General features: G+C 51.6%; 28 protein-coding genes and 1 riboswitch. All 28 genes read left to right on the top strand.

Annotated elements, in window-relative coordinates; all coding sequences use genetic code 11:
• Positions 1 to 19: 19 nt before the first annotated feature.
• The 28 genes from FCN15_RS14935 (at position 20) to FCN15_RS15075 (ending at position 26115) form a co-directional block, all read left to right on the top strand.
• Entirely contained in the window at positions 20 to 580 is a 561-nt protein-coding gene (locus FCN15_RS14935; protein ID WP_138495788.1) for a manganese efflux pump MntP, read from the top strand.
• 76 nt (positions 581 to 656) lie between these two features.
• The gene (locus tag FCN15_RS14940; protein WP_138495789.1) at positions 657 to 1235 is read left to right on the top strand and encodes a low molecular weight protein arginine phosphatase; all 579 of its coding nucleotides are present in this window, start codon (positions 657 to 659) and stop codon (positions 1233 to 1235) included.
• Positions 1236 to 1320: 85 nt separating this feature from the next.
• A riboswitch (ZMP/ZTP riboswitch) is annotated at positions 1321 to 1403 on the top strand.
• Positions 1404 to 1628: 225 nt separating this feature from the next.
• The gene (locus FCN15_RS14945) at positions 1629 to 2165 is read left to right on the top strand and encodes a TIGR01440 family protein (protein ID WP_238996709.1); all 537 of its coding nucleotides are present in this window, start codon (positions 1629 to 1631) and stop codon (positions 2163 to 2165) included.
• A 91-nt stretch (positions 2166 to 2256) separates the two neighbouring features.
• On the top strand, positions 2257 to 3504 hold the full coding sequence (gene glyA / locus FCN15_RS14950; protein WP_138495791.1) for a serine hydroxymethyltransferase: 1248 nt from the start codon (positions 2257 to 2259) through the stop codon (positions 3502 to 3504).
• 228 nt (positions 3505 to 3732) lie between these two features.
• Positions 3733 to 4362, top strand: coding sequence for a uracil phosphoribosyltransferase (upp, locus tag FCN15_RS14955; RefSeq protein WP_138495792.1), 630 nt, complete (start codon positions 3733 to 3735; stop codon positions 4360 to 4362).
• A 37-nt stretch (positions 4363 to 4399) separates the two neighbouring features.
• Positions 4400 to 5572 carry a non-hydrolyzing UDP-N-acetylglucosamine 2-epimerase gene (wecB, locus tag FCN15_RS14960; RefSeq protein WP_138495793.1) on the top strand — a complete coding sequence of 391 codons (1173 nt, stop codon included), beginning with the start codon at positions 4400 to 4402 and terminating at the stop codon, positions 5570 to 5572.
• A gap of 176 nt (positions 5573 to 5748) precedes the next feature.
• Complete coding sequence (locus FCN15_RS14965) at positions 5749 to 6021, top strand: AtpZ/AtpI family protein (RefSeq protein WP_138495794.1); 273 nt, start codon at positions 5749 to 5751, stop codon at positions 6019 to 6021.
• On the top strand, positions 6014 to 6433 hold the full coding sequence (locus FCN15_RS14970) for an ATP synthase subunit I (RefSeq protein WP_138495795.1): 420 nt from the start codon (positions 6014 to 6016) through the stop codon (positions 6431 to 6433). The genes FCN15_RS14965 and FCN15_RS14970 overlap by 8 nt, the downstream gene beginning before the upstream one ends.
• Positions 6434 to 6468: 35 nt before the next feature.
• A complete protein-coding gene (gene atpB, locus FCN15_RS14975; RefSeq protein ID WP_138495835.1) occupies positions 6469 to 7302 on the top strand; it encodes a F0F1 ATP synthase subunit A in 834 nt (277 codons plus the stop codon).
• A 104-nt stretch (positions 7303 to 7406) separates the two neighbouring features.
• Positions 7407 to 7631, top strand: a complete 225-nt coding sequence (gene atpE, locus FCN15_RS14980) for a F0F1 ATP synthase subunit C (RefSeq protein ID WP_138495796.1) — start codon at positions 7407 to 7409, stop codon at positions 7629 to 7631.
• 132 nt (positions 7632 to 7763) lie between these two features.
• Positions 7764 to 8252 carry a F0F1 ATP synthase subunit B gene (gene atpF, locus FCN15_RS14985; protein WP_138495797.1) on the top strand — a complete coding sequence of 163 codons (489 nt, stop codon included), beginning with the start codon at positions 7764 to 7766 and terminating at the stop codon, positions 8250 to 8252.
• On the top strand, positions 8249 to 8800 hold the full coding sequence (locus FCN15_RS14990) for a F0F1 ATP synthase subunit delta (protein WP_138495798.1): 552 nt from the start codon (positions 8249 to 8251) through the stop codon (positions 8798 to 8800). Before atpF ends, FCN15_RS14990 begins: the two co-directional genes overlap by 4 nt.
• Before the next feature lie 15 nt (positions 8801 to 8815).
• Positions 8816 to 10330 (top strand): F0F1 ATP synthase subunit alpha, encoded by a 1515-nt coding sequence (atpA, locus tag FCN15_RS14995; protein ID WP_138495799.1) that lies wholly within the window; start codon positions 8816 to 8818, stop codon positions 10328 to 10330.
• Between the two features lie 224 nt (positions 10331 to 10554).
• Positions 10555 to 11421 carry an ATP synthase F1 subunit gamma gene (atpG, locus tag FCN15_RS15000; protein WP_138495800.1) on the top strand — a complete coding sequence of 289 codons (867 nt, stop codon included), beginning with the start codon at positions 10555 to 10557 and terminating at the stop codon, positions 11419 to 11421.
• 127 nt (positions 11422 to 11548) lie between these two features.
• The gene (gene atpD, locus FCN15_RS15005; RefSeq protein ID WP_138495801.1) at positions 11549 to 12949 is read left to right on the top strand and encodes a F0F1 ATP synthase subunit beta; all 1401 of its coding nucleotides are present in this window, start codon (positions 11549 to 11551) and stop codon (positions 12947 to 12949) included.
• Positions 12950 to 12998: 49 nt separating this feature from the next.
• Positions 12999 to 13412, top strand: coding sequence for a F0F1 ATP synthase subunit epsilon (locus tag FCN15_RS15010; protein WP_138495802.1), 414 nt, complete (start codon positions 12999 to 13001; stop codon positions 13410 to 13412).
• A 478-nt stretch (positions 13413 to 13890) separates the two neighbouring features.
• Positions 13891 to 14145: a DUF1146 domain-containing protein gene (locus tag FCN15_RS15015; protein WP_138495803.1), complete on the top strand. Its 255-nt coding sequence runs from the start codon at positions 13891 to 13893 to the stop codon at positions 14143 to 14145.
• 310 nt (positions 14146 to 14455) lie between these two features.
• On the top strand, positions 14456 to 15796 hold the full coding sequence (gene murA, locus FCN15_RS15020; protein ID WP_138495804.1) for a UDP-N-acetylglucosamine 1-carboxyvinyltransferase: 1341 nt from the start codon (positions 14456 to 14458) through the stop codon (positions 15794 to 15796).
• Positions 15797 to 15934: 138 nt separating this feature from the next.
• Positions 15935 to 16717, top strand: a complete 783-nt coding sequence (locus FCN15_RS15025) for an alpha/beta hydrolase (protein WP_138495805.1) — start codon at positions 15935 to 15937, stop codon at positions 16715 to 16717.
• Between the two features lie 302 nt (positions 16718 to 17019).
• Complete coding sequence (gene spoIID / locus FCN15_RS19525; protein WP_238996707.1) at positions 17020 to 18696, top strand: stage II sporulation protein D; 1677 nt, start codon at positions 17020 to 17022, stop codon at positions 18694 to 18696.
• Positions 18697 to 18774: 78 nt separating this feature from the next.
• On the top strand, positions 18775 to 19560 hold the full coding sequence (locus FCN15_RS15040) for a M23 family metallopeptidase (RefSeq protein ID WP_138495806.1): 786 nt from the start codon (positions 18775 to 18777) through the stop codon (positions 19558 to 19560).
• A 282-nt stretch (positions 19561 to 19842) separates the two neighbouring features.
• A complete protein-coding gene (spoIIID, locus tag FCN15_RS15045; protein ID WP_138495807.1) occupies positions 19843 to 20127 on the top strand; it encodes a sporulation transcriptional regulator SpoIIID in 285 nt (94 codons plus the stop codon).
• A gap of 263 nt (positions 20128 to 20390) precedes the next feature.
• Positions 20391 to 21386, top strand: coding sequence for a rod shape-determining protein (gene mreB, locus FCN15_RS15050; RefSeq protein WP_138495808.1), 996 nt, complete (start codon positions 20391 to 20393; stop codon positions 21384 to 21386).
• Positions 21387 to 21463: 77 nt separating this feature from the next.
• Complete coding sequence (locus FCN15_RS15055) at positions 21464 to 22339, top strand: flagellar hook-basal body protein (protein WP_138495809.1); 876 nt, start codon at positions 21464 to 21466, stop codon at positions 22337 to 22339.
• A gap of 10 nt (positions 22340 to 22349) precedes the next feature.
• Entirely contained in the window at positions 22350 to 23186 is an 837-nt protein-coding gene (locus FCN15_RS15060) for a flagellar hook-basal body protein (protein WP_138495810.1), read from the top strand.
• Between the two features lie 12 nt (positions 23187 to 23198).
• Complete coding sequence (locus FCN15_RS15065) at positions 23199 to 23510, top strand: DNA-directed RNA polymerase subunit beta (RefSeq protein ID WP_138495811.1); 312 nt, start codon at positions 23199 to 23201, stop codon at positions 23508 to 23510.
• Positions 23511 to 23920: 410 nt separating this feature from the next.
• Entirely contained in the window at positions 23921 to 24343 is a 423-nt protein-coding gene (gene fabZ / locus FCN15_RS15070; protein WP_138495812.1) for a 3-hydroxyacyl-ACP dehydratase FabZ, read from the top strand.
• Positions 24344 to 24396: 53 nt separating this feature from the next.
• A complete protein-coding gene (locus FCN15_RS15075; RefSeq protein ID WP_138495813.1) occupies positions 24397 to 26115 on the top strand; it encodes a phospho-sugar mutase in 1719 nt (572 codons plus the stop codon).
• Positions 26116 to 26161 lie beyond the last annotated feature (46 nt).

Consider the following 26161-nt stretch of genomic DNA (forward strand, 5'->3'; position numbering starts at 1 on the left):
AGACTTGGAGGCGTGCGGCATGAATGATGCTACTGCCCAGCTCGGCCAGATCGTGACCATAATTGTGATGGCCGTGGCGCTAGGCATGGATGCGTTTTCTCTCAGTGTTGGTATCGGTATGAAAGGCGTTCGGCGTCTCGATATGGCCAGAATCAGCGGGCTGATCGGAGTCTTTCATATTTTTATGCCCCTGCTCGGCATCTTTACCGGTTTATATGTTGGACATTTACTGGGAGCGATAGCAGGCTACGTTTCAGGTGGGCTGCTTGCGCTGCTCGGCGGACATATGGTTTGGGCTTCCTTCCGGAATGACGGGGCCAAGCCGATTGATCATACAAAGCTGCTGCGGGTTGCGCTGTTTTCGCTCAGTGTCAGTGTGGATTCCTTTTCGGTAGGGGTATCGCTGGGGATGTTTCACAGCAACCTGCTGTTTACGGTACTGACCTTTGGCCTGTTTGGCGGACTGATGTCTTTGATTGGTCTTTGGCTGGGGAGCCGGGTCGGAAGGAGTCTGGGCGATTACGGCGAAGCGCTTGGCGGCGCGATTCTGCTCGCGTTTGGCCTGATGTTTATCTTTTGATACAATAACCTATGAAAAAAAAGCTCAGCTCCACCCATGAATTTTAGGCTTACTACTGATAATGGGGAGGGATTCCATGCGCATCTTATTTGTTTGCACAGGCAATACCTGCAGAAGCCCGATGGCAGAGGGCATGTTCAGACAGATGGCGGGCGAAGCCGGCATACCGGTGGAGGTGAAATCCGCGGGAGTCGCGGCAATCCCCGGATCGGCCATTTCGAAGCATGCCGAGGCGGTGCTGCTCAGCCGCCAGATTTCCGGTCGTATGACCTCCACGCCGCTTAATAATGAATTGGCGGAATGGGCGGACCTGATTCTGACGCTGACGCAGGGGCATAAACGCCAGGTCCTTTACGCTTTCCCTGAGGCAGCTTCCAAAACCTTTGTGCTTAAAGAATATGCTGATGACGAGGACGGCACTCAAGGCAGCCGGCAGGAGCTTGATGCGCTGCTGGCAGAGAAAGCGCTGCAGACCGCGCTCGGCGGCCAGGTCACAGACGAGGACCGCAGGCGGATCATGCAGCTGCAGCGGCAGATGCCGGTTTATGATATATCCGACCCCTTTGGCGGCAGCCGGGCGGACTATGAGGAGACGGCGGCTGAGATCCACGAAGCGCTGGTCAGGTTGATCCGGAAGCTGAAAGCTGAAGGCTGAAGCCACAGGGCGGCTAAAATCCTGATTTTTAATGATTTAAAGTTGCAATTCCGTTCCGGATACTATATGCTAAAGGCAACAAGAGCAGTTCCGGTGTAACTGGCGACAGATGTGGACGAAACCACGGTGGAGCATCGGAATATACGGCCGGTCGCCTGGGCAAAGAGCATGACGCACATACGTGTGCGTTCTGCTCTTTTTTTCATTTTTAACGACCCCTAAGACCTGTCGAATCCACTGTGTCATGGAAGTTGATCCGTTCCCATTATATAATGATGGCAAGAAGGGCTCTTATCTTGAGCGATCACACGGCTGAATGAGCCGGACACAGGAGGAATTGATGTGGATCAGTCTTTGCAGCCGGGAGAGCTGGCTGATCAGGCGGCGGAAGTGATGCTTGAGCTTGCCGATACAGCCAAGCTGGGTCCAGGCAAAGTAGTCGTGATCGGGACCAGCACCAGTGAAATTGCCGGGCAGAGAATCGGAACGGCCGGTGCACAGCAGATTGCGGCAGAGCTGTACGAAGGTTTTGAGCGGGTCCGTGCCAAATACGGATTCGAGCTTGCTTTTCAATGCTGCGAGCATTTGAACCGGGCGCTCGTTGTGGAGCGTGCCGTACTGGAACGGCTCGGTCTGACGGAAGTGAGCGCAGTGCCGGTTCGTACGGCAGGAGGGGCAATGGCGGCGGAGGCCTATCTGCGTTATTCCGAGCCCTGCCTGGCGGAGAGCATTGAAGCTCATGCCGGTATAGACATCGGCGAGACGCTCATCGGTATGCACCTCAAGCGGGTAGCGGTGCCGCTCCGTTTGGGCCGGCGTTTTGTCGGACAGGCGCGGGTAAATGCCGCAATGACCCGTCCGAAGCTGATCGGCGGTGAACGCGCCGTTTACCGGGTGCAGCAGCAGGAAGGCGGGAAGCTCTGCGACTGAGCAGCGGGCGCGAAAGGCGCGGCCGGCCGCTGGGCTGGCATTGGGAGAAGGAAATATTAAAATTTATATAATTCTGGGAGGTTTTTAAAGAATGGAGCACTTGAGAAAGCAAGACGCGGCAGTTCTGGAAGCGATGAATCTGGAGCTCAAACGCCAGCGCAACAACATTGAGCTGATTGCCTCGGAGAACATTGTCAGCGAAGCGGTCATGGAAGCTATGGGTTCCGTTCTGACCAATAAGTATGCGGAAGGCTACCCTGGCAAAAGATACTACGGCGGCTGCGAGCACGTCGACATCGTAGAGGATCTGGCACGCGACCGTGCCAAGGAATTGTTTGGCGCCGAGCACGCCAACGTTCAGCCGCATTCCGGCGCGCAGGCGAACCTTGCGGTTTATCTGGCAGCTCTGAAGCCCGGCGACACCGTGCTGGGCATGAACCTGGCGCATGGCGGCCACTTGACGCACGGCAGCCCGGTTAACGCATCCGGCCTGCTGTACAACTTTGTAGCTTACGGCGTACAGGAAGATACGTTCAAGATCGACTACGATGAAGTCCGCAAAGCAGCGTTCAAGCACCGTCCCCGCCTGATTGTTGCTGGTGCCAGCGCTTATCCGCGCACGATCGACTTTGAAGCTTTTGCTTCCATCGCTAACGATGTCGGCGCTTTGTTCATGGTCGACATGGCGCACATCGCGGGCCTTGTTGCAGCCGGAGTTCACCCGAGTCCGGTGCCTCATGCCCATTTTGTAACGACAACGACGCATAAGACGCTCCGCGGCCCGCGCGGCGGCATGATTCTGTGCAAGAAGCCTTGGGCGCAGGCGATCGACAAAGCGATTTTCCCCGGCATTCAGGGCGGTCCTTTGATGCACGTGATTGCATCCAAAGCAGTTGCGCTTGGTGAAGCGCTCCAGCCTTCCTTCAAGACTTATGCGGAGAATGTCGTGAAGAACGCCAAGAAGCTGGCCGAAACGCTGCTCGAGGAAGGCCTCAACCTGGTATCCGGCGGTACAGACAATCACCTGATGCTGATCGACACCCGCAATCTGAGCATTACAGGCAAAGATGCAGAGCATGTACTGGATTCCATCGGAATCACCGTTAACAAGAATGCCATTCCGTTTGATCCGACCAGCCCGTTCGTAACAAGCGGCATCCGGATCGGTACTCCAGCTGCTACGTCCCGCGGTATGGATGAAGAGGCTATGGTTGAAATCGGACGGATTATTGCTGCGGCGCTGAGAGCTCCTAAAGACGAAGCCGTGCTTGCACAAGCTAAAGCGCGTGTAACGGCTTTGACGGACCGTTTTCCGCTGTATCCTGAAATGAAATATTAATTAGATTATATAAAGACAGCAAAGCGGTCATCCTGTGGATGGCCGCTTTACATATAACAGCCTATCTAATAGCCTTTTTCCCCTGTCCTAAGCCCTCTTTCTCACAACCGGACAGCAGTAGGTGAAAACGTCCTGGTCAAGTGATATAATGGACAAGATTTACGGACAAGAAATGAAGGAAATATTACCGTGAGAAGTTAATAATGGCATTGTACGGAGGGAAAATTAATGGGAAAATTGATCATTTGCGACCATCCCCTGATTCAGCACAAACTGACATTTATCCGCGATATGCGGACCAATACCAAAGAATTTCGGGAATTGGTGGATGAGGTCGCCACTTTGATGGCTTTTGAAATTACAAGAAACCTGCCTCTTCAGACGATTAAGGTGCAGACACCTGTAGCGGAAACGGAATCGCAGGTCATCGCGGGACGCATGCTCGGGCTGGTTCCGATCCTGCGTGCAGGTCTAGGCATGGTGGACGGCGTTCTTAAGCTGATTCCGGGTGCCAAGGTAGGCCATGTGGGGCTGTTCAGGGATCCTGAGACCTTAATGCCTGTCGAGTATTACACCAAACTGCCTACCGATGTGCAGGAGCGCGAGCTGATCGTCATTGATCCGATGCTGGCCACTGGCGGCTCGGCGATTGCAGCCATTGACGTCCTCAAGAAACGCGGCTGCACCCAGATCAAAATGATGAACCTGATCGCTGCGCCGGAAGGAGTTAAAGCCGTGCAGGATGCGCATCCTGATGTGGATATTTACGTAGCGGCGCTTGACAGCCACCTGGATGATCACGGCTATATCATTCCGGGCCTTGGGGATGCCGGAGACCGCCTGTTCGGAACGAAGTAACCCAGGAACATGAAGAAACCAGAAACGAGGGATTATGGTGTCTAAGATTAAAGTAATGACGATTTTCGGCGTCAGACCGGAAGCGATCAAGATGGCTCCGCTGATTCTTGAACTCGAGAAGCATCCGGAGCATATTGAATCGATCGTATGCGTAACCGCCCAGCACCGTGAGATGCTGGATCAGGTGCTTGAGGTATTCAAGATTTCGCCGGATTTTGACCTGAATGTCATGAAGCATCAGCAAAGCCTTAACGAAATTACTATCCGTGTCCTGCAGGGCCTGGAGGGGGTTCTGCGTGAAGCGAAGCCGGATATTGTGCTTGTTCACGGGGATACGCTTACAACGTTCCTTGCGAGCTATGCCGCATTCCTTCAGCAGATCAAGATCGGGCATGTGGAAGCCGGACTCAGAACCTGGAACAAGCTGTCTCCTTATCCCGAAGAGATGAACCGTCAGCTTACAGGCGTTCTTGCCGACCTTCATTTTGCGCCGACGGACTGGTCTGCAGGCAACCTGCGCAAAGAGAACAAATCAGATTCAGTTATTTATATCACAGGCAACACCGTTACGGATGTGTTTCAATATACCGTACAAGAAAATTATACCCATCCTGTACTGGACTGGGCGGAAGGAAAGCGCCTGATTCTGATGACAGCACACCGCAGGGAATCCCAAGGGGAGCCGCACCGCAATATTTTCCGGGCCGTGAAGCGGATTGCTGATGAATTTGAAGATGTGGCCATCTGCTATCCTGTGCACCCAAGTCCTGCTGTTTCCGGGCCTGCGCATGAGATCCTGGGCAATCATCCGCGCATCAAGCTGATTGACCCGCTGGACGTCGTGGATCTGCATAACTTCTATCCTCATACTCACCTGATTTTGACGGATTCGGGCGGTCTGCAGGAAGAGGCGCCTTCTTTCGGTGTTCCGGTGCTGGTGCTGCGCGATACGACGGAACGTCCTGAGGGGATTGACGCGGGAACCCTGGAGCTGGTCGGTACGGATGAAGAGAAGGTGTATGAACGGACAAAAGTATTGCTGAGTGACACGGAGACATATCAGTCCATGAGCCGGGCCGCCAACCCGTATGGAGATGGCAAAGCATCCAAGCGGATTGTCAATGCGATTCTTCACCATTTCGGAGTGATAAACGAACGTCCTGAAGAATTTCACAGAAAGTTCACAAATGAAAATCACCCAAAGTTGTAAAAGAAATACGTACAGCATACAGTTAAACTGTACGGTTTGTAGGGGTTTATAGTGTTGAAAATGAAAATGAGGTTTCAAAAGCGCTTTCTTCCACGCTGTATCAGCATTTTCCCTCAATTGACAAAGTTTATTTTGTATGAGTAAAATGAACTAGAATTCCGAGGGTGGGACAGAAAATGGACAAACCTGATCATTCGAAAAACACTGATAAATCCGGCTCGCAAAATGGATCTAACCACGCTGCCTGGAAAATGGCGGGAACGGTAAGCATGATAGGAATTGACTTTACCGTCTGTACAATGGCTGGTTTTTATCTGGGCTCTTGGGGAGGAAATCATTTCGGAAACAAGGGAATTTGGATTGCCGTCAGTGTGCTTGGTGGAATGATTGCTGGAATTTTGGGAGCTGTTGCAATAATTAGGGGAATAATGAGGGAAAGCAATGAATGAACTGTCCAAATATTTAGTAACGCTGATTCGGGTAGTTCTGTTCTTTGTCGCTTTTTGTCTGTTCCTATCCGCTGTGCTTCCCGCTCAGCGGCCAGTCATGAACGGGCTCGTTCTGGGTTCGGTCGTGAGCTGTTTGAATGTGCTGTATATGGCCCGCAGGATTCGGCTTGTAGCCGAATCGGCAGCAACCGCCGGTAAAGGCAGAAAACGCGCCGGAATTGGTTTTGGCGTGCGATTGCTGACATCTGTCGCTGCAATTATGATCGCACTGAAATTCCCGCAGTATTTCAATCAAGTTGCTGTAATTGCCAGTCTGGTGTTCGCACAATTTCTGCTTCAAATTCTGGGGATGATTTTTGCCGTTAAAGAGGGAAAGTCTTCAGATGAGCAAGGCGGAAAGAGAGAAAGCTAGAGCAAGTAGAATTCTCGACTGGGAAAGGGGTGAGAATTATGCATAAGTCACCAATTATCGAATGGCATGGCCTGAACATCGACTTGTCTGTTGTTCTGATGCTTGTCGTTTCTTGTCTTGTCGTATTTCTGCTCGCATTTATTGCGACGCGAAACCTTTCAGTAGAGAACCCTGGCAAACTCCAAAACTTCATAGAGTGGGTCGTGGATTTTGTTAAAGGACTCATTTCAAGCAATATGGACATGAAGAAGGGCAAACCTTTCTTATCACTCGGCATTACGCTGATCATGTTCATTTTCGTGAGCAACATGTTAGGATTACCGTTTGGTGTCGTAACGGAGTACCATGACAAAGAAGCGGCGCACATCTTCGGCAAACCGATCGTTTCAGTTACGGAGCAGATTGATAAGCTTCAAGCTGAACAAACTGCAAGCGGGGAACATGAGGAAATTGAGGTCGGCGTAGCTTGGTGGAAATCGCCAACCGCTGATGCCGGTGTATCCATGGGGCTTGCCATTATGATCTTTGTAATGGTTCACTTCCTGGGAATAACGCGCAACACGAAAGGTTATTTCAAGCACTATGTGCAGCCTTACGTATTCTTCCTTCCGATTAACCTGATTGAGCAGTTCTCCAAGGTATTGACGCATGGTATGCGTCTATACGGTAATATTTTTGCCGGGGAAGTGTTGATCTCCGTCCTTCTGAAACTGACAGCTTTTGGCGTCGGTGGATGGATCGCATCCGTTGCAGGTCTGGTTGTTTGGCAGGGCTTCAGTATCTTTGTCGGCTCGATTCAGGCATTCGTATTTACGATCCTGACCTTCGTGTATCTGTCACAAGCGCTGGAAAGCCACGAAGAACACTAGGTTTTACGGTAAAGCAGCTGGTTGTTAGGGTTAAGGGTGAAGACTTATATCAAACTTAACTTAAAAATATTAAACAAAACGACATTTTGAGGAGGATTTTTAAAATGGGAGTTATGGCATACATCGCCGCTGCGATCGCAGTAGGTCTGGGCGCTTTGGGCGCAGGTATTGGTAACGGTTTGATCGTTAGTAAGACAGTAGAAGGGATTGCCCGCCAGCCGGAAGCTAAATCCACTCTGCAAACTACAATGTTTATCGGTGTAGGTTTGGTCGAAGCCCTTCCAATCATCGGGGTAGTCCTTGCGTTCATTTTCTACGGGGCTGCTTAATAAACGGACAAGAGGAAATATGGCGGGGAAGGCAGGGCCGTCCGCGCCATCTCTTTTTAACCTGATTTCATCTTCAGGCTTCCGCAAGGCGGAAGCGGGTAGGAACCGATGACTGGAAAGGAGTGACTGGGATTGGAATTCTCATGGGAATCTCTCGTGTTTGCGCTGATAGCGTTTCTGATTCTCTATCTGCTGCTTAACAAATATGCGTTTGGCCCACTGTTCTCTGTCATGGAGAAACGGCGTGAGCTTGTGCTTCAGCAAGTGGAAGAAGCGAAACAGACCCGCGAGCAGGCGAATGTATATGTCGAAGAGCAGAAACAGGCGCTGCAGCAGGCACGTAAGGATGCATACGATATTATCGAGCAATCCAAGCAAACAAGCAGCAAACAGGCGGCTCAGATCATTGAGCTGGCTAAAGAAGAAGCCGTACGTCTTAAAGACGAGGCTGTTCGCGATATCGAGAACGAGAAGAACAAAGCGGTTGAGCAGCTTCGTTCTGAAGTGGGCGTTGTATCCGTTAAGATTGCGTCTAAGCTGATTGAGAAAGAAGTGAAAGACGACAGCGTTCAGGAAGAGCTGGTTGACCAATACCTCAAAGAGGTCGGTGGCCGCTCATGAGCAGCAAAGTAGCGGTTGTTGCCTCACGTTATGCAAAAGCAATTTATGAAATTGCGGCTCAGGAAGGCCGTACGCTGGAAGTTGAACAGGAACTCAAGGCGGCGGTTGATGCATTAACCTCTGACAAGAATATCGTGAATTTCATCTCTTCTCCAAGCATTTCCGAGCAGGCTAAACGCCAGGTTATTGAGGCGAGTCTTACAGGCAAGCTTTCCAAGCCCGTTGTGTCCCTGCTTGAACTGCTGGTAGAACGGGGAAGAACGAATATTCTGCCTGAACTGCTAGAAAGCTACATCCGTATTTCAGGAGAGGCGCTGGGCCTTGCAACGGCTGTAGTCTATACGACTTACACGCTTGATGAAGAGGAGAAACAGCAAGTGTCTGAACAATTCGGCGCTTTGGTTAACAAGAAGATCCGCGTTGAGAACGTGGTGGATACCAGCCTTCTGGGCGGCATGAAGGTTGTCATCGGCGACACGCTGTATGACGGCAGTCTCTCCGGGAAGCTGGAACGGCTTGAGAAATCTTTTCGAAGACAAGCACTGTAGATAGGGGTGAAACACTTGAGTATCAGACCTGAAGAAATCAGCACACTGATTAAAAGTCAGATCGAACAATATAAAACCGAAATCGAAGTAGCCGAAGTCGGTACCGTTATTCAAGTCGGCGATGGTATTGCCCGTGTTCACGGACTTGAAAATGCTATGGCTAACGAGCTTCTCGAATTCGAAAACGGGGTTGTAGGTCTTGCCCTCAACCTTGAAGAAAGCAACGTCGGTGTCGTTATCCTCGGACCTTACAGCGAAATTCGCGAAGGCGATCAAGTGAAGCGCACCGGACAAATCATGCAGGTTCCTGTAGGCGAAGCTATGCTGGGCCGTGTTGTCAACCCGCTGGGTCAGCCAGTTGACGGCAAAGGACCGATTGCAACAACAGAATTCCGTCCGGTAGAACACAACGCTCCAGGCGTAATTGACCGTAAATCCGTACACGAGCCAATGCAGACGGGTATCAAAGCGATCGACTCCATGGTACCTATTGGCCGCGGACAACGGGAATTGATCATCGGTGACCGCCAAACCGGTAAAACGGCTATCGCCATCGATACGATCATCAACCAAAAAGGCAACGGCGTAAAATGTATCTACGTAGCGATCGGCCAAAAGCAATCCACGGTTGTAGGCGTAGTAGAAACACTTCGCCGTCACGGCGCTTTGGATTACACCATTGTGGTAACGGCTTCTGCTTCTGAACCGTCCCCGCTGCTGTACATCGCTCCTTATGCCGGTGTAGCTATGGCTGAGTACTTCATGTACAAAGGCGAGCATGTCTTGATTATTTATGATGACCTGTCCAAACAGGCGGCAGCATACCGCGAATTGTCCCTGCTGCTTCGCCGTCCTCCAGGCCGTGAAGCGTTCCCTGGTGACGTATTCTATCTGCACTCCCGTTTGCTGGAACGTGCAGCGAAGCTGAGCGACGAACTGGGCGGCGGCTCGATTACCGCATTGCCATTCATCGAAACTCAAGCTTCCGACGTATCCGCTTATATCCCTACTAACGTTATTTCGATCACTGACGGACAGATCTTCCTGGAATCCGACCTGTTCTACTCTGGTCAGCGTCCAGCGATCAACGTTGGTATCTCCGTATCCCGCGTAGGCGGTTCTGCGCAGATCAAAGCGATGAAGAAGGTTGCCGGCACACTCCGTCTCGACCTGGCTCAATATCGCGAACTTCAAGCGTTCTCCCAATTCGGGTCCGACCTTGATAAATCGACGCAAGCCCGTCTGAACCGTGGTGCCAGAATGATGGAAATTTTGAAGCAGGGCGTTAACCAGCCGCTTGCCGTTGAGAAGCAGGTAGTCAGCTTGTATTCAGCGGTCAAAGGCTATCTGGATGATATCCCTGTAGGCGACATCCGCCGCTTCGAGGCTGAATTCCTGTCTTTCGTCGATAACCAGCATCCTCAAGTCCTCCAGTCGATTCGGGATACGAAGGATCTGACTTCCGAGAACGAAACGGCTTTGAAGGAAGTTATCGAACAATTTAAAAAAGGCTTTGCAACTAAGGCTTAATATAGGAATATGCACGAGCTTTGGCGATTGCCAAAGCTTGCGTGCATAGCCGAATCCTAGCTGACGGGAACCTCCCGCAGCTGGCTTTATGCTTTCGAACCTAACTTTGGGCTCTGCCCAAAGTTTAGCTTATGCTTACGAAGTAGTTTTGGCTTCGCCAAAACTAAAGCCAATGCTTACGAAGTAACTTTGAGCCTTGCTCAAAGTTTAGAGGTGGTGAAATCATGGCAAAAGGAATCCGCGAGATTAAACGTCAGATCAAAAGCGTACAGAACACCCGCCAAATCACGAAAGCGATGGAAATGGTTGCTTCCGCGAAGCTGAGAAGAGCGCAGGAGAAGGCACAAGCTGCCCGCCCTTATGAAGAAAAGCTGAAAGAAGTGGTGAACAGCATCGCTGCCGGTTCGAAAGGCGTTTCTCATCCGATGCTGGAAAACCGTCCTGTTAAGAGAACGGCATATATCGTGATTACTTCCGACGGCGGTCTTGTTGGCGGCTATAACTCCAATATGCTTCGTAAATTGATGGATGAGCTGTCCAAACATACCTCTAAAGAAGAGTACGGTTTGTTCGTGGTAGGACGTAAAGGACGAGACTATTTCAACCGCCGGAACCTTCCCGTAGTGGAAAGTGTGGTTGAGTTATCCGACACCCCTTCATTTGCCGATATCAAAAAGATTACAAGCGCAGCGGTTCAGGGATTTGAGGAAGAGCGGTTCGATGAAATCTATATTTGCTTTAACCGTTATATCAATCCGCTTACTCAGATTCCAACGATCGAGCGTTTGCTTCCTTTTGAACGGATGGACAACACGACAAATGGTGAGTTAAAAGCTTCTTACGAATATGAGCCTTCACCGGAAGGCGTTCTGCAGGTGCTCCTTCCTAAATATGCCGAAACTCTCATTTATGGTGCTCTCCTGGAAGGGAAAGCGAGTGAGCTCGGCGCCAAGATGACGGCGATGGGAAATGCAACAAAGAACGCGTCGAAGATGATCGGCGAATTGACATTGACCTACAACCGGGCGCGTCAGGCCGCAATTACCCAGGAAATTACGGAAATTGTCGCAGGCGCAAACGCCCAATCTTAATTTTATGGCTAAGATGACAGTTTGCGGGAAGCAGCTGCGTACTGCATGCATGCCGGAGCTGTCATGTTCGTGAAGCCGGAATTGCACCTTTAGCAGTGCTCCGCAAACTTTGAGGAGGGAACAAGAGATGAACAAAGGACGCGTTGTCAGCATTATGGGTCCGGTCGTTGACGTTGAGTTTCAGCGTGGTCAACTTCCTGAGATCTTCAACGCTATTAGTATCCCGGGCGATGCCGCAGCAGGACGCCCAGATGATTTGACCCTGGAGGTTTCCAACCATTTGGGAGACAACCTGGTTCGTTGTATCGCCATGTCTTCTACGGACGGTCTTGTCCGCGGTATTGAAGCAGAAGACCTGGGTGCTCCAATCTCCGTACCGGTCGGAGAAGTAACGCTTGGCCGCGTATTTAACGTGCTTGGCCAAACGATTGATAACAAAGGTCCTGCTGAGGGCGGAACGAAGAATCCGATTCACCGTCAGCCGCCTTCGTTCGAAGAACTGTCGACTCAATCTGAAATCCTTGAGACGGGTATCAAGGTTATCGACTTGCTTGCTCCTTATGCCAAAGGCGGTAAGATCGGCCTGTTCGGCGGTGCGGGTGTAGGTAAGACGGTTACCATCCAGGAGCTCATCAACAACATCGCGCAGGAACACGGCGGTATCTCCGTATTTGCCGGTGTAGGCGAGCGTACTCGTGAAGGTAATGACTTGTACCATGAAATGTCGGATTCCGGCGTTATCAGCAAGACGGCGATGGTGTTCGGACAGATGAACGAACCTCCTGGTGCACGTCTTCGCGTAGCTTTGACAGGTTTGACCATGGCTGAATATTTCCGCGATCAAGAAGGCCGTGACGTGCTGCTCTTTATCGATAACATCTTCCGCTTTACCCAAGCGGGTTCCGAAGTATCCGCCCTGCTCGGCCGTATGCCTTCCGCGGTAGGTTACCAGCCTACGCTGGCAACTGAAATGGGTCAATTGCAGGAACGGATTACCTCCACGAAGAAAGGTTCCGTTACGTCGATTCAAGCGATCTACGTGCCTGCGGATGACTATACGGACCCGGCTCCGGCAACTACGTTTGCTCACTTGGATGCAACTACAAACCTGGAGCGTAAAATTTCCGAGAAAGGGATCTTCCCTGCGGTTGATCCGCTCGCTTCCAGCTCCCGGATGCTGACACCAGAAATCGTTGGCGAAGAGCACTACAATGTAGCGCAAGGCGTTAAACAAATTCTTGCCCGCTACAGAGAGCTTCAGGATATTATCGCCATCCTCGGTATGGATGAATTGTCTGAAGACGATAAACTGGTTGTAGCAAGAGCGCGTAAGATCGAACGCTTCCTGTCTCAGCCATTCCACGTTGCGGAGCAGTTTACAGGGATCAAAGGCAAGTATGTTCCAGTTGCTGAAACTGTACGCAGCTTTAAAGAAATTCTGGACGGCAAACATGATGACCTTCCGGAAGCAGCCTTCATGTACGTGGGAACTATTGAAGAAGCTGTGGAGAAAGCAAAAACTCTGTAAGCTTACAGCTGATGGAGATCCTTTGCAAATAGCCTAAGGAGTGATGAGCGTGAACACTTTTTTGCTTGAGATCGTCACACCGGAGCGCGTAGTTTTCTCCCAGCAGGTGGATAACGTGATTGTACGCGGTACGGAAGGGGAGTTCGGCGTGATGGCCGGACACGTTCCTTTGGTAACCCCTCTTCAAGTTGCGCCAATTATCGTCAAGACCGGCAGCAATAGAACGTCAATCGCCGTACACGGCGGTTTCATCGAAGTGCAAAAGGAGAAAGCGATCATATTGGCCGAAAGTGCGGAGCTTTCGCAGGATATTGATGTGGAACGTGCCAGAGCGGCTAAAGAACGGGCTGAACGCAGACTCGCTAACCGCAGCAGCAAGGACCATGTTGATCACCGCCGGGCTGAACTGGCCCTGCAAAGAGCCGTTACCCGGATTAACGTGTCTTCGAGAAGTAAGGAATAGCAACCAGAAAAAGCCGAATCCCATGGACTTCGGCTTTTTCGTTCATTTTACATAAGCGATAACAGACGCGGTAACAGAGTATGTTTTTTGTGGAAGATCGGGCACAGGCACAAGGAATTAAAGAATATGGGCAAGCTAATTAGAAAACAAGGAATGCAGCCGCAAGCAAGATAAGAATTAGAAATGAGACCTAATAATTAGAAATTTGATCTGGAAATTAGTAATTAGATCAGGGAATTAGTAAGGAATGCAAACCGCTTCACTAAGCAGCAAGCAAAATGTCAAAAAAATAAAAAAAATCTATAAAAATACGTTTTCATAAGAGGGAAATACGAATAAAAAACTGGATTATTACCGGTTTGGCAAGTATGATATAGAAGGTCTATTTATTTACAGACTTTATGCTTGGAAAGTATCGGGCGCATTAACCGATTAAAGGCCTCTGGCATAACATATCGTACACAAGGAGGAAGGCTGATTGGATACAACGCTAAGTGAGGTTTCAGCTTCAGCTGCGGTCAGCTCGCTTACAGCCATCGTAATATGTCTGGTCTGTATCTGTTTCTCCTGGTGGGCTTTGCAGAACCTAAAGCTGGACTTGATCATCAGGCACCCGAAAGGGCCGCAGGGCAAGCTGCTTCATCTTCTGTTTGCCATTGTGCTTGGAAAGTTTGTTGCGGATTTTATTATCCAGTATCTAAGCTACACCCACATGCTGCGTTACTTGTTTTAATTTTTATGACTTTGGTTATATGTGTGTTAGGCCTTGCACGCTAGAATTTTTGTCGAATAACATCAAATCGAAGTGTTAACAATGGTGGATAAGGGTCCTTGTCTTTTTAATTATCTTATCTAAGAAGCCCAGCGGTGTAGGTCCTACTCCTTTTGGCCTATCCCTCCGGCGAAAGTACCTTGTGCGCCTGAAATTAACAATGCTAAGATGAACTTTGTGATTCGGATGGAATTCTGCATTCCATATCAGCGGAGCAATCCGCCAAACTTCATGGTGAGAAAAGAGAAAATGAACGCGCGGAGGGAACCGTATGAGTAAATTTATCGTCCGCGGCGGCAATGTGTTGACCGGGAACGTAAAAGTTAGCGGAGCAAAAAACTCAGTGCTGCCGATTATCGCAGCTTCTTTATTAGGTGAAGAAGGGGTCAGTATTATCCGAGATGCTCCACCTCTTGACGATGTAAGGACGATCAACCGGGTATTGGAATCGCTGGGGGCAAACGTTACATATGACCAGGAGGTTATTACGGTTGATGCTCGTCAGTTGACTTCCTATGAAGCGCCTTATGAGTGGGTTAGAAAGATGAGAGCTTCTTTCTTGGTCATGGGTCCTCTGCTGACCAGACTCGGCCATACGCGCATTTCACTGCCTGGCGGCTGCGCGATTGGAACAAGACCGATTGACCAGCACCTAAAGGGCTTTGAAGCAATGGGAGCTAAAATTAATCTGGGCCAAGGGTACGTTGAGGCAATAACGGAAGGAAGACTCCGTGGAGCTAAGATTTACCTGGACGTGGCTAGCGTTGGCGCGACTGAAAATATTATGATGGCCGCATCTTTGGCGGAAGGCACAACCATTATCGAAAATGCGGCGAAAGAGCCGGAAATTGTCGATTTGGCCAATTACTTGAACAGCATGGGAGCAATTGTCCGCGGAGCTGGTACAGAAATGATCCGGATTGAAGGCGTAGATAAGCTGCACGGCGTTGATCATACGGTTATACCAGACCGGGTGGAAGCCGGAACTTACATGATTGCGGCTGCAATTACGGGCGGCGATGTGTTTGTGGAAGGGGCAATCGCTGATCATTTGAACCCTGTTATTGCCAAGCTCGAAGAAATGGGCGTTGGTATTGAGATTAAGGAAAACGGCATTCGTGTCGCGGCTAAGCACCCGCTGAAATCAGTGGACGTCAAGACGCTTCCTTATCCAGGTTTCCCGACGGATATGCAGTCACAAATGATGGCACTTCTGCTGAAATCGGAAGGTACAAGTGTGGTAACGGAAACGGTGTTCGAGAACCGGTTTATGCATGTGGATCAATTTTCACTGATGAATGCACAAATCAAGGTTGAAGGCCGTACGGCGATCGTCAGCGGGGCTTCCAAACTGACAGGAGCAAAGGTATGTGCAACGGACTTGAGAGCCGGAGCTGCGCTTATCCTTGCCGGGTTGGCAGCCGAAGGAACAACAGAGGTCAGCGGAACGCATCATATCGACCGCGGATATGTGAATCTTGCAGAGAAGCTGTCCGGGCTGGGTGCTGATATTTGGCGCATTGAGCTTGATAAGGAAAGCGTGAAGAAGGAACGCACCGAAGCAGTTCTGGAAGAGCTTCCGAAATTGAAAATTCAAACGAGCTGGGCTTAAGTTCAGCAAGTTTTGGAGTGTATAAAAGGCCGCCGACGGGCGGCTTTTTATTTTGCTTTTTGCAGAAGGAGAGAGGGAAGGTATAATAGAAAGAAAGCGCAATCATTCAGCGGCCAAAACGGGAAGGGATTGAGGGATATGGCTTTAATTCAGTGTCAGTTTTTCTCCGAAGTATTGGGATTAAGTACGCAAATGACCGTAATTCTTCCGCAGGAAACAACTAGAGAGATTGGGGTGGAGAGCAAACGGCGGCAAGGAAAATACCCCGTGCTGTTCCTGCTCCATGGTTACAGCGATGATGATACCATCTGGCTGAGACGCACATCCATTGAAAGATACGTCGCCTCTTTGGGGATCGCCGTAGTGATGCCTAATGTCCATCAAAGCTTCTATAGCGATATGGAATACGGCAATCCATACTGGACTTTCTTGAGTGATGAGCTGCCGAAGCTGGCCGCGTCTTTCTTTCCGCTGTCTGAGAAGAGAGAAGACCGGTTTGTAGCTGGATTGTCCATGGGCGGCTACGGGGCATTCAAATGGGCGCTCCGCTGCCCGGAACAGTTTGCAGCGGCAGCCAGCCTGTCCGGTGTCCTTGATCTGGCCGGCCACATCAAGACTAATCCCCATACAGCGAAGAGTCTTTCTCTCGTATTTGGCGGCCGGGACATAGAGGGGACGGAAAACGATACGCTTTGGCTGCTGGAGAAGGCAGCGGCGTCTGAGGGACCCAAACCGCTTCTTTATCAGTGCTGCGGAACGGAAGATTTTCTCTATGAGGGCAATGTGAAATTCAAGGAACTCGCGGACCGGACCGGCTATGAAGTGACGACGGTATTTGATGAGGGAGACCACAATTGGGAGTATTGGGACGCGCATATTCAGGATGTGCTGAAATGGCTTCCGTTAAAGAGCGGCGAATGAAGTAGAAGCAGCGGCAGGAGCAGCATGAGCGGCAGGAGCGGTTTTATAGGAATGGAGCAGCCCGGGGAGGGCTGCTTTTCGTATGATCAGGTCAGCCAGAGATTTCTGGCTGGCCTATTTTTTTGCGCGGATGGGCGGGTTGTCTATCTTTCTTGCAGGTTTTAAAAGGTTCTAGCAGATCCCCAAAACTCATATCTATAAGTATACTGATTGCCGCAAGCTAGGGAGCCTGAAGCGGAATCATCGTTTGAGCACTTGCGAGAGCAAGAGCAGCATGGGGACACGGAGGTAGAATTCACAAAATGAGAACAGGCCAAGCAGGAAGAGCGGAACGTATGGGCGGAGTGGAGAGAGCAGAGAAAGCAGAGAAAGCAGAGAAAGCAGAGAAAGCAGAGAAAGCAGAGAGAGCAGGCGGAGTGGTCAAGGCTGATAGAGCCGCCAAAACGGTAAGAACTGGCGGAGCGGATAACGTAGACACGGCGTATAGAGTGTGCGGAGTGGATAGAGGGGACAGGACTGACAGAGCTGACAAAGCTGACAGAGCTGAGATAGCTGAAAGATCTGATAAAGCTGAAAAAGTTGACAGCGCTGAAAAAGCGGGTAAAGCGGATGAAGCGGATAAAGCGGGTAAAGCTGGTAAAGCAGACAAAGCTGACAGAGCCGAAAAAGCTGAAAAAGCTGAAAAAGCTGAAAAAGCTGAAAAAGCTGACAGAGCTGAAAAAGCTGGAGAAGCTGGCAAAGCGGAAAAAGCGCATAGAGCGCCGCTTGCATTTAAGCTTGCGGATAAGCCGCATGTTCAGCTGGGCCGCGGGGCCAGCCTGAACGATGCGCCAGCGCAGGGCAGTGGCCGCGGAATGTCGCGGCCACTGCCCCGGGCCTCCGGCGCCCGCAGACCGCCCCGCTGGGGCGGTCCGCTCCGCCGGAGGCGGCTGCGGCTGCCTATGGCCGCCGCAGGGCTGGCCGCGCTGGCTGTGCTGCTGCCAGCGCTCCTGGTGCACCGCGGCGCCTTCGGCACGCCGCAGGGCACCCCGCCGGCCGGCCAGACGGCGCCGGCCGGGCAAGTGCCGTCCGCTGCGCAGCTCGCGGACGGGCCGCCGGTGTCCGTCTATCTGACGGACACCGGGGCGGTGGAGACCCTGCCGCTCGAGCAGTATGTGCTCGGCGTGCTGGCGGCGGAGATGCCGTCCGATTTCGGCATCGAGGCGCTGAAGGCCCAGGCGGTGGCCTCCCGGACCTTCATCGTCAAACGGCTCGCCGCCGGCGACCGCAGCGGCGTCCCGGGGGAAGCCGCCGATGTGACGGATACCGTCACCCATCAGGCGTATCTGTCCAAGGCAGAGCTCGCCGCCTGGAAGTCGAAGGGCAAAGAAGCCGCGCTGCAGAAGCTGCAGAAGGCGGTCGCTGATACGGCGGGCGAGATCCTAACCTATCAGGGGAAGCCGATTACGGCTCTCTTCTTCTCCGCTAGCGGCGGCTATACAGAGAATTCAGAGGACTATTGGACCGGAAAAATTCCCTATCTGCGGAGCGTCGCGAGCCCGTGGGATGCGAAGATCGACCCATCCTATAAAGAAACGGTCCGAATTCCGCTGCAGCAGGTTTATACCAAGCTGGGGCTGACCGAACCCTCTCTTACCGCGCTTGCACAGACCGGCACAAGCAAGAGCCAGAGTGCGGCGGCGAATCTTTTTACCATATTGGAACGCACCCGGGGAGACAGCATTAAAGAGATTCAGATCGGCGGCAAGCTGTTCACAGGCCGGGAAGTACGCGAGAAGCTGGGGCTGCGCTCCAGCCGCTTTGATATAGAGCTAGACAAGAGCGAAGCTGTAATTACGACTTACGGATACGGACATGGCGTCGGAATGAGCCAGTGGGGCGCGAACGGGATGGCGCAGGAGGGGTACAGCGCGGAGGAAATTCTGAAACACTATTATACGGGAATCGCCTTTGATACTTCTTCCAGCTTCCTCAAATGAGACCTCTAGAAAAAAATACTATAAAGCAAGTATAAAAGAGTTCGCCGCGGTAACACTTGTTACTGAGGTGATAATCATATGAATGAACAAAAAAACAAGAACAAACAAGAAGAATCTCCTAAAAATCTAGTGGGGGAACCGATCGCTCCGGTGTCTTCTTGGAAGAAAGCCATGTCGAAGAGATGGATTTACCCGGCCGCTTATGTAGCCGCTGCAGCGATTATCCTGGCGCTGGTTTGGGTCTATCAGGATTCCAGCCACAAAGAGACGGCCGACAATACTCCAGCAGCTGCTGTAACTGATGATGTAAGCTCGGTACAAACGGATGCGAAGCCGGCGGCAGACCCTAATGCAGCGGATCAGAAAGATCAGGCTGCCAGCGAAGAGGCCGTAGAAACGACCGCAGTAAGCGAGGATTTTGTATGGCCGGTAGCGGAGGCTTCAGAGGTCAGCATCGTCAAGCCGTTCTATGATAAAGACGGTTCCACGGAAGAGCATGAAGCAGCAATGGTACAATACAACGATATGTTTATGCCGAATACGGGAATCGATGTAGCGCGGAGCGACAAAGCCGCATTTGAAGTGCAGGCCGCGCTTGGCGGCAAGGTAACCAAAGTCGAGCAGCATGCCCTGAACGGCTACACAGTCGAAGTAACAAATGCGAACAACCTGAAGACCGTCTATGAAAGCTTGTCCGATGTGAAGGTTAAACAGGGCGACGAGGTCAAGCAGGGACAAACCCTTGCATCCGCCGGTAAGAATGAAGTCGGCAAAGACCTTGGCAACCACCTTCATTTCGAGGTTTACGAAAATGGCGAAGCCGTAAATCCGGCTTCCCTGCTGCCTGACAACAGCAAGAAATAAATAAGCCTTGCAGCCAGCCGGCTGCATAACGAACAAAACCGGGGCGGGCGATGCTCCGGTTTTTTCGGGCTTTTTTCGAAAAATGCACAGCTTGTACCCGATTCCCCAATTTGATAAGAACGCCGGACTGGCGCGGTTTTGTCCTTGTCCCAGCCCTCGCTTCAAACTTTATCCTCCTTCCCTCCTCCGCCTGCCCTAAGCCTTAGGCCCCTTTAAACAAAGAATATCTAGGCCCGCCCCTCATATAATGTACCAAACTATCTCGAGTAGGGAGGCGGGAGCGTGCACGACTACATTAAGGAGCGTACCATCAAAATCGGCCGCTGCATCGTGGAGACCAAGCACACGGTCAGGACGATCGCCAAAGAATTTGGCGTCTCAAAAAGCACAGTGCATAAGGATTTGACCGAGCGGCTGCCGGAGATCAATCCGGATCTTGCCGACCAGGTCAAGCACATTTTGGAATACCACAAGTCCATTCGTCATCTGAGGGGAGGCGAAGCGACCAAGATCAAGTACAAGAAAGGAAGCTCCAAAAACCGAGAAATCGTGACATCCTCCCAGTAAAAGAAATAATTCTGAAGGACAGTGTTTAAGTCTGTGAACAATCGGGTAATAGTTAAGTTTAACGTCAATATTCAGCGTTTTTTAATTGAACAGGTCCCCCGAAGTATGATATTTTAAAATATGGTAATAGAATGCGGATTTTTCCAACCAAAAGCCGGATTCTCTCGAATATCGCAGGATCATGTCGAATAAGTGTGATGCGGGATCAGCTGGGCTTTTTTTTACCATATGACTATTAAAATAACGCTTTGGGGGATGCAGGAATGGGCAAGGATATCGGGATTGATCTTGGCACGGCAAATGTGCTGATACACGTGAAAGGCAAAGGGGTAGTGCTTGACGAGCCTTCGGTGGTTGCGATCGAAAGCGACACCAAGCGTGTCCTTGCCGTAGGCGAAGATGCCCGGCGCATGGTGGGACGTACACCCGGCAACATTGTGGCGATCCGTCCGCTGATGGACGGGGTCATTGCTGATTTTGAAATTACGGAGACGATGCTGAAGCATTTCATTAATCGTGTCGGAGGGAAGAACTGGTACAGCCATCCCCGTATTCTGATTTGTGCGCCTACTAATATCACTTCCGTCGAGCAGAAATCCATTCGGGAAGCGGCGGAGCGCAGCGGCGCCAAGGAAGTTTTTATGGAAGCAGAACCCAAAGCTGCAGCCATTGGCGCAGGTATGGATATTTACGAGCCAAGCGGCAACATGGTTGTCGATATCGGCGGAGGAACAACGGATGTGGCGGTGCTCTCGATGGGGGACATCGTCACGGCTTCCTCTATAAAAATGGCGGGGGACAAGCTCGACGACTCCATTATCCGTTATATCAAGGGCAAATATAAGCTGATGATCGGCGAACGCACGGCCGAAGACATCAAGATCAATATCGGAACCGTTCATCCCGGCGGCCGTTCTGCTGAAATGGATATCCGCGGACGTGACATGGTATCCGGCCTGCCGCAGACGATCACCATCACTTCTTCAGAAATTCAGGGAGCGCTGTGGGATTCGGTATCCGCTATTGTTGCAGCGGCGAAATCCGTGCTGGAGCGCACACCGCCGGAGCTGTCCGCAGACATTATCGACAGAGGCGTCATTCTGACGGGCGGCGGAGCGCTTCTGCACGGACTGGACGAGCTCCTGGCGAGCGAGCTTCACGTTCCTGTTCTGGTAGCGGACGATCCGATGCACTGCGTGGTTAAAGGGACAGGCATTTTGCTCGACAATTTGGACCGGTCTGTTAAGAAAAGGTTTTAAAATCCCGATATACTTAAATAGAATGTAAGTGCCGGTTTGGCCTTATAAATAGATGATTCAGAATCGGAGGCTCTATCATGCTTAGAGGACTTTATACGGCGGCTGCCGGCATGATGACCCAGCAGCGGCTGCATGACACGGTGACTCAAAATATAGCAAACGTGAATACAACCGGTTACAAGCAGGTCAACAGTGTGGCTCGGGCTTTTCCGGAAGTGCTCCTATCGGCAATCGGCGGCGACCAGCAGACAAGCACCCCGATCGGCAAGCTGAACACGGGTGTCTTTGCAGAGGAAAGCCTTGCTTCTTTCACGCAGGGAGATGCCCGCGAAACGGGGAAGACAACGGATTTTGCGATCCTGGCTGACCTTCAGGTCCAGGATACGGCAACCGGCCAGAACTACGTATTTGACGCAAACGGCAAATCGGTACAGGATGACGGCACAGTCGTCTACCAGCCGCAGGCTTTCTTTACGGTCCGGGACGGTGATGGCAACGTGAAGTATACCCGGGACGGGGAATTTCATGTGGATGCGGCAGGACGTTTGCTGACTGCAGAAGGCTATGAAGTGCTCGGAACGGATAACAATCCTGTTACGGTTACCGGTGCTGTGGATCAGCTGAAGGTGGACGAGCAGGGCAGAATTGTGAATCCGGACGGAACGCAGGGCGCACAGCTTCTGATCAGCGTGGCGAATCAGCCTAACCAGCTCGTGCGGGACGGTGAGGGCGTGTTTGAAGCGCCGGATGCTGCGGCAGCCGGCATTAACCCAATGGCTGCAGGTGCCCAGGTGGAGATCCGCCAGGGTTCGCTGGAAAGCTCGAACGTGGATTCTACCAAAGCTATGGTTGACTTAATGGCGGCTCAGCGCGCTTATGAAGCCAATCAGCAGGTTATTCAATACTATGATAAGAGCTTGGATAAAGCGGTTAACGACATAGGCCGGGTATAGGAGGTGCTGCATGAATAACTCGATGATCAGTTCCATGGTTTCTTTGAACGCTCTACAGCAGCGGCTCGATCTGCTCGCTGACAATGTAGCGAACATTAATACGGTTGGTTATAAGTCCAAGGATTCCTCCTTCGAGGACACGTTAACCCGTGTTCAGCAGCAGAAGGAGGGGATGTCCGATCTGACCGGCCGCAGTACCCCTTCCGGCTACACTGTAGGCTTCGGTTCCAAAATGTCCGGCCTCAGCCTGGATTTCTCGCAGGGCTCCATCCAAGATACCGGCTTGTCAACAGACTTGGCCATTCAGGGCAATGCCCTGTTCCGGGTAAGCACGCCGGACGGTCAGGCAGCCTGGACCCGGGAAGGCGACTTTCAAATTCAGCCTGACCCGGCTGATCCAGAGCAGGCCGCTTTGGTGACAAGCCAGGGATACAGCGTTCTGGATACGAATGGCCAGCTGGTTACCTTTCCGGCAGACGCCAAACTGCAGGTGGGCTCGGATGGCAGCTTGACGGTCACCGATTCAACGGGAACCTACTCGTACGGCAAGCTGCAGCTTGATTATGTAAACCGCCCGGAAGGTCTTGTGGAGCTGAACGACAATTTATACGGACTGGTCTCCGGGGCTGTGCAAACGGATGTATTAACGTCTTTGGATTCGATGGCCGCTGGTGATTCAAGGCTGAATACCGTCTCTGTACGGCAGGGTGCACTCGAACAGTCCAATGTTGATTTGTCCAAGGAAATGACCGATATGATGCAGGTTCAGCGTGCTTACCAGCTTTCTGCTCGTGCTCTGACCTCGAGCGAAGCCATGATGAATATGGCGAATCACTTGCGTGGATAAGGTGGTGCAGAAATGACGGAATACACCGGACCGGAGCAGCAGGAGCGGACAGACGGGCCAAGAAGGTCGCGTGTTCAGAGCAGAAGCAGTGAGCAGCAAGGCAGTGTGGAGGCCGGAAACGGCCAGGAAAGACCGCAGGAAGTGAAGCGGAAGCGCCGGGGAATCCGGACGCTGATTTGGACCATTCTCATTGTATTGTTTCTTCTTGCTGCCGGCTTTGGCGGTGTTGGGGCAGGTTATGTGATATTCGGCAAACAGCCTTGGAGCGATCTGCTGGAGTGGAGCACCTGGCGGCATGTTTACGACCTGGTATTTGCTCCTTAGCACGCTCATTGGCAGTAAATCCTGTTAAGGCATCTGCATAGGCTTACTGCATATTGCGTATATATAAACAGGTTTTGCAACCTCTGCAATCCATCCGGAAAGGTCCGGGTTTGCAGAGGTTTTTTGATTGCCGGCAAGGGCTGACACCCCTCTAAAGGCGGAGCCGGGGTAGGCAATAGGTGGTTTTCTTTTTAGTGGCGGAAAATGTATAATGGTGTGGGATTGTTATCTAGCAGGCAAGTTTGGGTAATTCAAAAGGGCTGTATCCGTTAAACCGGTATTTCAGCCGGAATAATGGATAAGCCCCTTATCTTAACCTTCGCATCTGCAGGGACGAAGGATAATTACAGTATGGCCTCTTTTTTCGTGATTTATTCGGGGCCTTATATTGAAAGGGGTAACAACTGCTAATGATGGATGTACGTGAAATTCAAGCAATCATTCCGCACCGTCCTCCGTTTCTCCTGGTTGACCGGATTTTGGAGATGGAGCCTGGCAAGCGGGCGGTAGGGATTAAGAATGTGACGATTAATGAGCCTTATTTTGTAGGGCACTTCCCTGAATATCCGGTTATGCCCGGCGTTCTGATTACGGAAGCCCTGGCTCAGGTAGGAGCTGTCGCTATCCTTACCCTTGAAGACAACAAAGGCAAAATCGGGTTCCTTGCCGGCCTGGACGGGTTCCGGTTCCGCGGTCAAGTGGTGCCTGGGGATACGCTCCGCCTGGAGGTCGAGATCATCCGCGTTAAAGGCTCCATCGGCAAAGGCAAGGCTGTTGCCAAGGTCGAAGACAAAGTGGTGGCTGAAGGCGAGATCATGTTTGCTTTATCTTAAGCTTAAGCTAGAGATATTAGAGATATAAACCCAATCGTCTAGGAGGAATTGTGATGAGTGACCAAATGTCAGTGCAGGACAAAGTGCAAAGCTGGCTGGAGGATGTCAATATTGATGAATCCACCAAGCAGGAGCTTCGTAGTCTGGAAGGCAATGTATCCGAACTTGAAGACCGTTTCTACAAGGATTTGGAGTTTGGTACAGGCGGACTGCGCGGCGTGATCGGTGCGGGCAGCAACCGGATGAACCGTTATACCGTTGGACGGGCTACCCAGGGATTTGCCGCTTTTCTGCTGGCGAATGCCGCCGAGCATGGCAATACGGCTCCATCGGTTGTTATTGCGCATGATTCGCGCCATTACTCGCCGGAATTTGCCCTGGAATCCGCACTGGTGCTCGCGGGTAACGGCATTACAGCCAAGCTGTTCCGTTCGCTCCGGCCAACTCCGCAATTATCTTTTGAAGTGCGCCGTCTGAATGCCGATGGCGGCATCGTAATTACAGCAAGCCATAATCCGCCTGAGTATAACGGCTATAAGGTCTACAACCATACAGGGGGACAGCTCGTTCCGCATGAGGCTGAACAGGTCATTGCGCAGATCCGCGATGTGGAATCCTTTGCTGAAGTGAAGCGTCTGTCTCGAGAAGAGGCTGAGGCGAAAGGGCTGCTTGTCTGGCTGGATGAGGCAGAAGACGAAGCTTTCGCCGATACCGTAGCGTCTGCGGGGGTTAACCGCGAGCTGCTGCAGGAAGGCGCCGCGAAAGAGCTGGTCATTGTCTATACGCCGCTTCATGGCACAGGCAATAAGCCGGTTCGCAGCGTGCTTGATAAGCTTGGCTTCACACAGGTACATATCGTGCCGGAGCAGGAGCAGCCGGATGCCGAGTTCTCGACCGTGAAGTCGCCGAACCCGGAAGAACGCGAAGCGTTCACAATGGCGATTGAGCTGGGACGCAAGGTGAACGCCGATATTCTGATCGGTACGGACCCTGACGCTGACCGCATGGGTGCGGTAGTTCGTACAAACGAAGGCAATTACGAGATTTTGACAGGTAACCAATCGGGGGCTATTCTCGTTAATTATTTGTTAAGCCAGCTGAAGGAGCGGGGCAGCCTGCCTGCCAACGGAGCTGTGATCAAGACAATCGTAACCAGCGAGCTGGGTGCCGAGATCGCCCGTCATTACGGGTTGACTGTCTTTAACACGCTGACCGGCTTCAAATATATCGGTGAGAAGATGAACGAGTTTGAGCAGTCCGGTGATCATACCTACATTTTCGGCTACGAGGAGAGCTATGGCTATCTGGCAGGCAATTATGCACGCGATAAAGATGCCGTGGTGGCGGCTTCATTAATTTCGGAAGCTGCGGCATACTACAAGCAGCAGGGTAAGACGCTGATGGACGCGCTGGAAGACATCTACCGCGAGTTCGGCTACTACCGCGAAACTTTGTCCTCCCTGACTATGAAGGGCAAAGACGGCGTTGCCAAGATCAACGAACTGATGACATCTTGGCGTGTCAGCCCGCCGGCTGCCATCAATGGCGCTGCAGTGACCCAGGTGCTCGATTACTCTCTTGGACTAGACGGGCTGCCGAAAGAGAACGTCCTGAAGTTCCTGCTTGAGGACGGCTCCTGGTTCTGCCTTCGCCCTTCCGGAACTGAACCTAAGATCAAGTTCTATTTTGCCGTGAAAGGTTCAACCGACGAGGAAGCCAAGGAACGTCTGGCATCGCTGCAGAAGGATGTTTTGTCCCGCGTAGAAGCATAGCTGTTATATGGGCGGGGAGCACCCCCGCTCATCGCATACTTCAAAA

The organism is Paenibacillus pinistramenti (genome assembly GCF_005869875.1).
GTDB classification, from domain to species: Bacteria; Bacillota; Bacilli; order Paenibacillales; family Paenibacillaceae; genus Fontibacillus; species Fontibacillus pinistramenti.

What these genes read in the sequence shown, in the direction of transcription:
- FCN15_RS14935 (WP_138495788.1), top strand. Translation starts at nt 20, where the DNA reads ATGAATGATGCTACTGCCCAGCTCGGCCAGATCGTGACCATAATTGTG.
- FCN15_RS14940 (WP_138495789.1), top strand. Translation starts at nt 657, where the DNA reads ATGCGCATCTTATTTGTTTGCACAGGCAATACCTGCAGAAGCCCGATG.
- FCN15_RS14945 (WP_238996709.1), top strand. Translation starts at nt 1,629, where the DNA reads ATGCTTGAGCTTGCCGATACAGCCAAGCTGGGTCCAGGCAAAGTAGTC.
- glyA (WP_138495791.1), top strand. Translation starts at nt 2,257, where the DNA reads ATGGAGCACTTGAGAAAGCAAGACGCGGCAGTTCTGGAAGCGATGAAT.
- upp (WP_138495792.1), top strand. Translation starts at nt 3,733, where the DNA reads ATGGGAAAATTGATCATTTGCGACCATCCCCTGATTCAGCACAAACTG.
- FCN15_RS14965 (WP_138495794.1), top strand. Translation starts at nt 5,749, where the DNA reads ATGGACAAACCTGATCATTCGAAAAACACTGATAAATCCGGCTCGCAA.
- FCN15_RS14970 (WP_138495795.1), top strand. Translation starts at nt 6,014, where the DNA reads ATGAATGAACTGTCCAAATATTTAGTAACGCTGATTCGGGTAGTTCTG.
- atpE (WP_138495796.1), top strand. Translation starts at nt 7,407, where the DNA reads ATGGGAGTTATGGCATACATCGCCGCTGCGATCGCAGTAGGTCTGGGC.
- FCN15_RS14990 (WP_138495798.1), top strand. Translation starts at nt 8,249, where the DNA reads ATGAGCAGCAAAGTAGCGGTTGTTGCCTCACGTTATGCAAAAGCAATT.
- atpG (WP_138495800.1), top strand. Translation starts at nt 10,555, where the DNA reads ATGGCAAAAGGAATCCGCGAGATTAAACGTCAGATCAAAAGCGTACAG.
- atpD (WP_138495801.1), top strand. Translation starts at nt 11,549, where the DNA reads ATGAACAAAGGACGCGTTGTCAGCATTATGGGTCCGGTCGTTGACGTT.
- murA (WP_138495804.1), top strand. Translation starts at nt 14,456, where the DNA reads ATGAGTAAATTTATCGTCCGCGGCGGCAATGTGTTGACCGGGAACGTA.
- FCN15_RS15025 (WP_138495805.1), top strand. Translation starts at nt 15,935, where the DNA reads ATGGCTTTAATTCAGTGTCAGTTTTTCTCCGAAGTATTGGGATTAAGT.
- spoIID (WP_238996707.1), top strand. Translation starts at nt 17,020, where the DNA reads ATGAGAACAGGCCAAGCAGGAAGAGCGGAACGTATGGGCGGAGTGGAG.
- FCN15_RS15040 (WP_138495806.1), top strand. Translation starts at nt 18,775, where the DNA reads ATGAATGAACAAAAAAACAAGAACAAACAAGAAGAATCTCCTAAAAAT.
- mreB (WP_138495808.1), top strand. Translation starts at nt 20,391, where the DNA reads ATGGGCAAGGATATCGGGATTGATCTTGGCACGGCAAATGTGCTGATA.
- FCN15_RS15055 (WP_138495809.1), top strand. Translation starts at nt 21,464, where the DNA reads ATGCTTAGAGGACTTTATACGGCGGCTGCCGGCATGATGACCCAGCAG.
- FCN15_RS15060 (WP_138495810.1), top strand. Translation starts at nt 22,350, where the DNA reads ATGAATAACTCGATGATCAGTTCCATGGTTTCTTTGAACGCTCTACAG.
- FCN15_RS15065 (WP_138495811.1), top strand. Translation starts at nt 23,199, where the DNA reads ATGACGGAATACACCGGACCGGAGCAGCAGGAGCGGACAGACGGGCCA.
- fabZ (WP_138495812.1), top strand. Translation starts at nt 23,921, where the DNA reads ATGATGGATGTACGTGAAATTCAAGCAATCATTCCGCACCGTCCTCCG.
- FCN15_RS15075 (WP_138495813.1), top strand. Translation starts at nt 24,397, where the DNA reads ATGAGTGACCAAATGTCAGTGCAGGACAAAGTGCAAAGCTGGCTGGAG.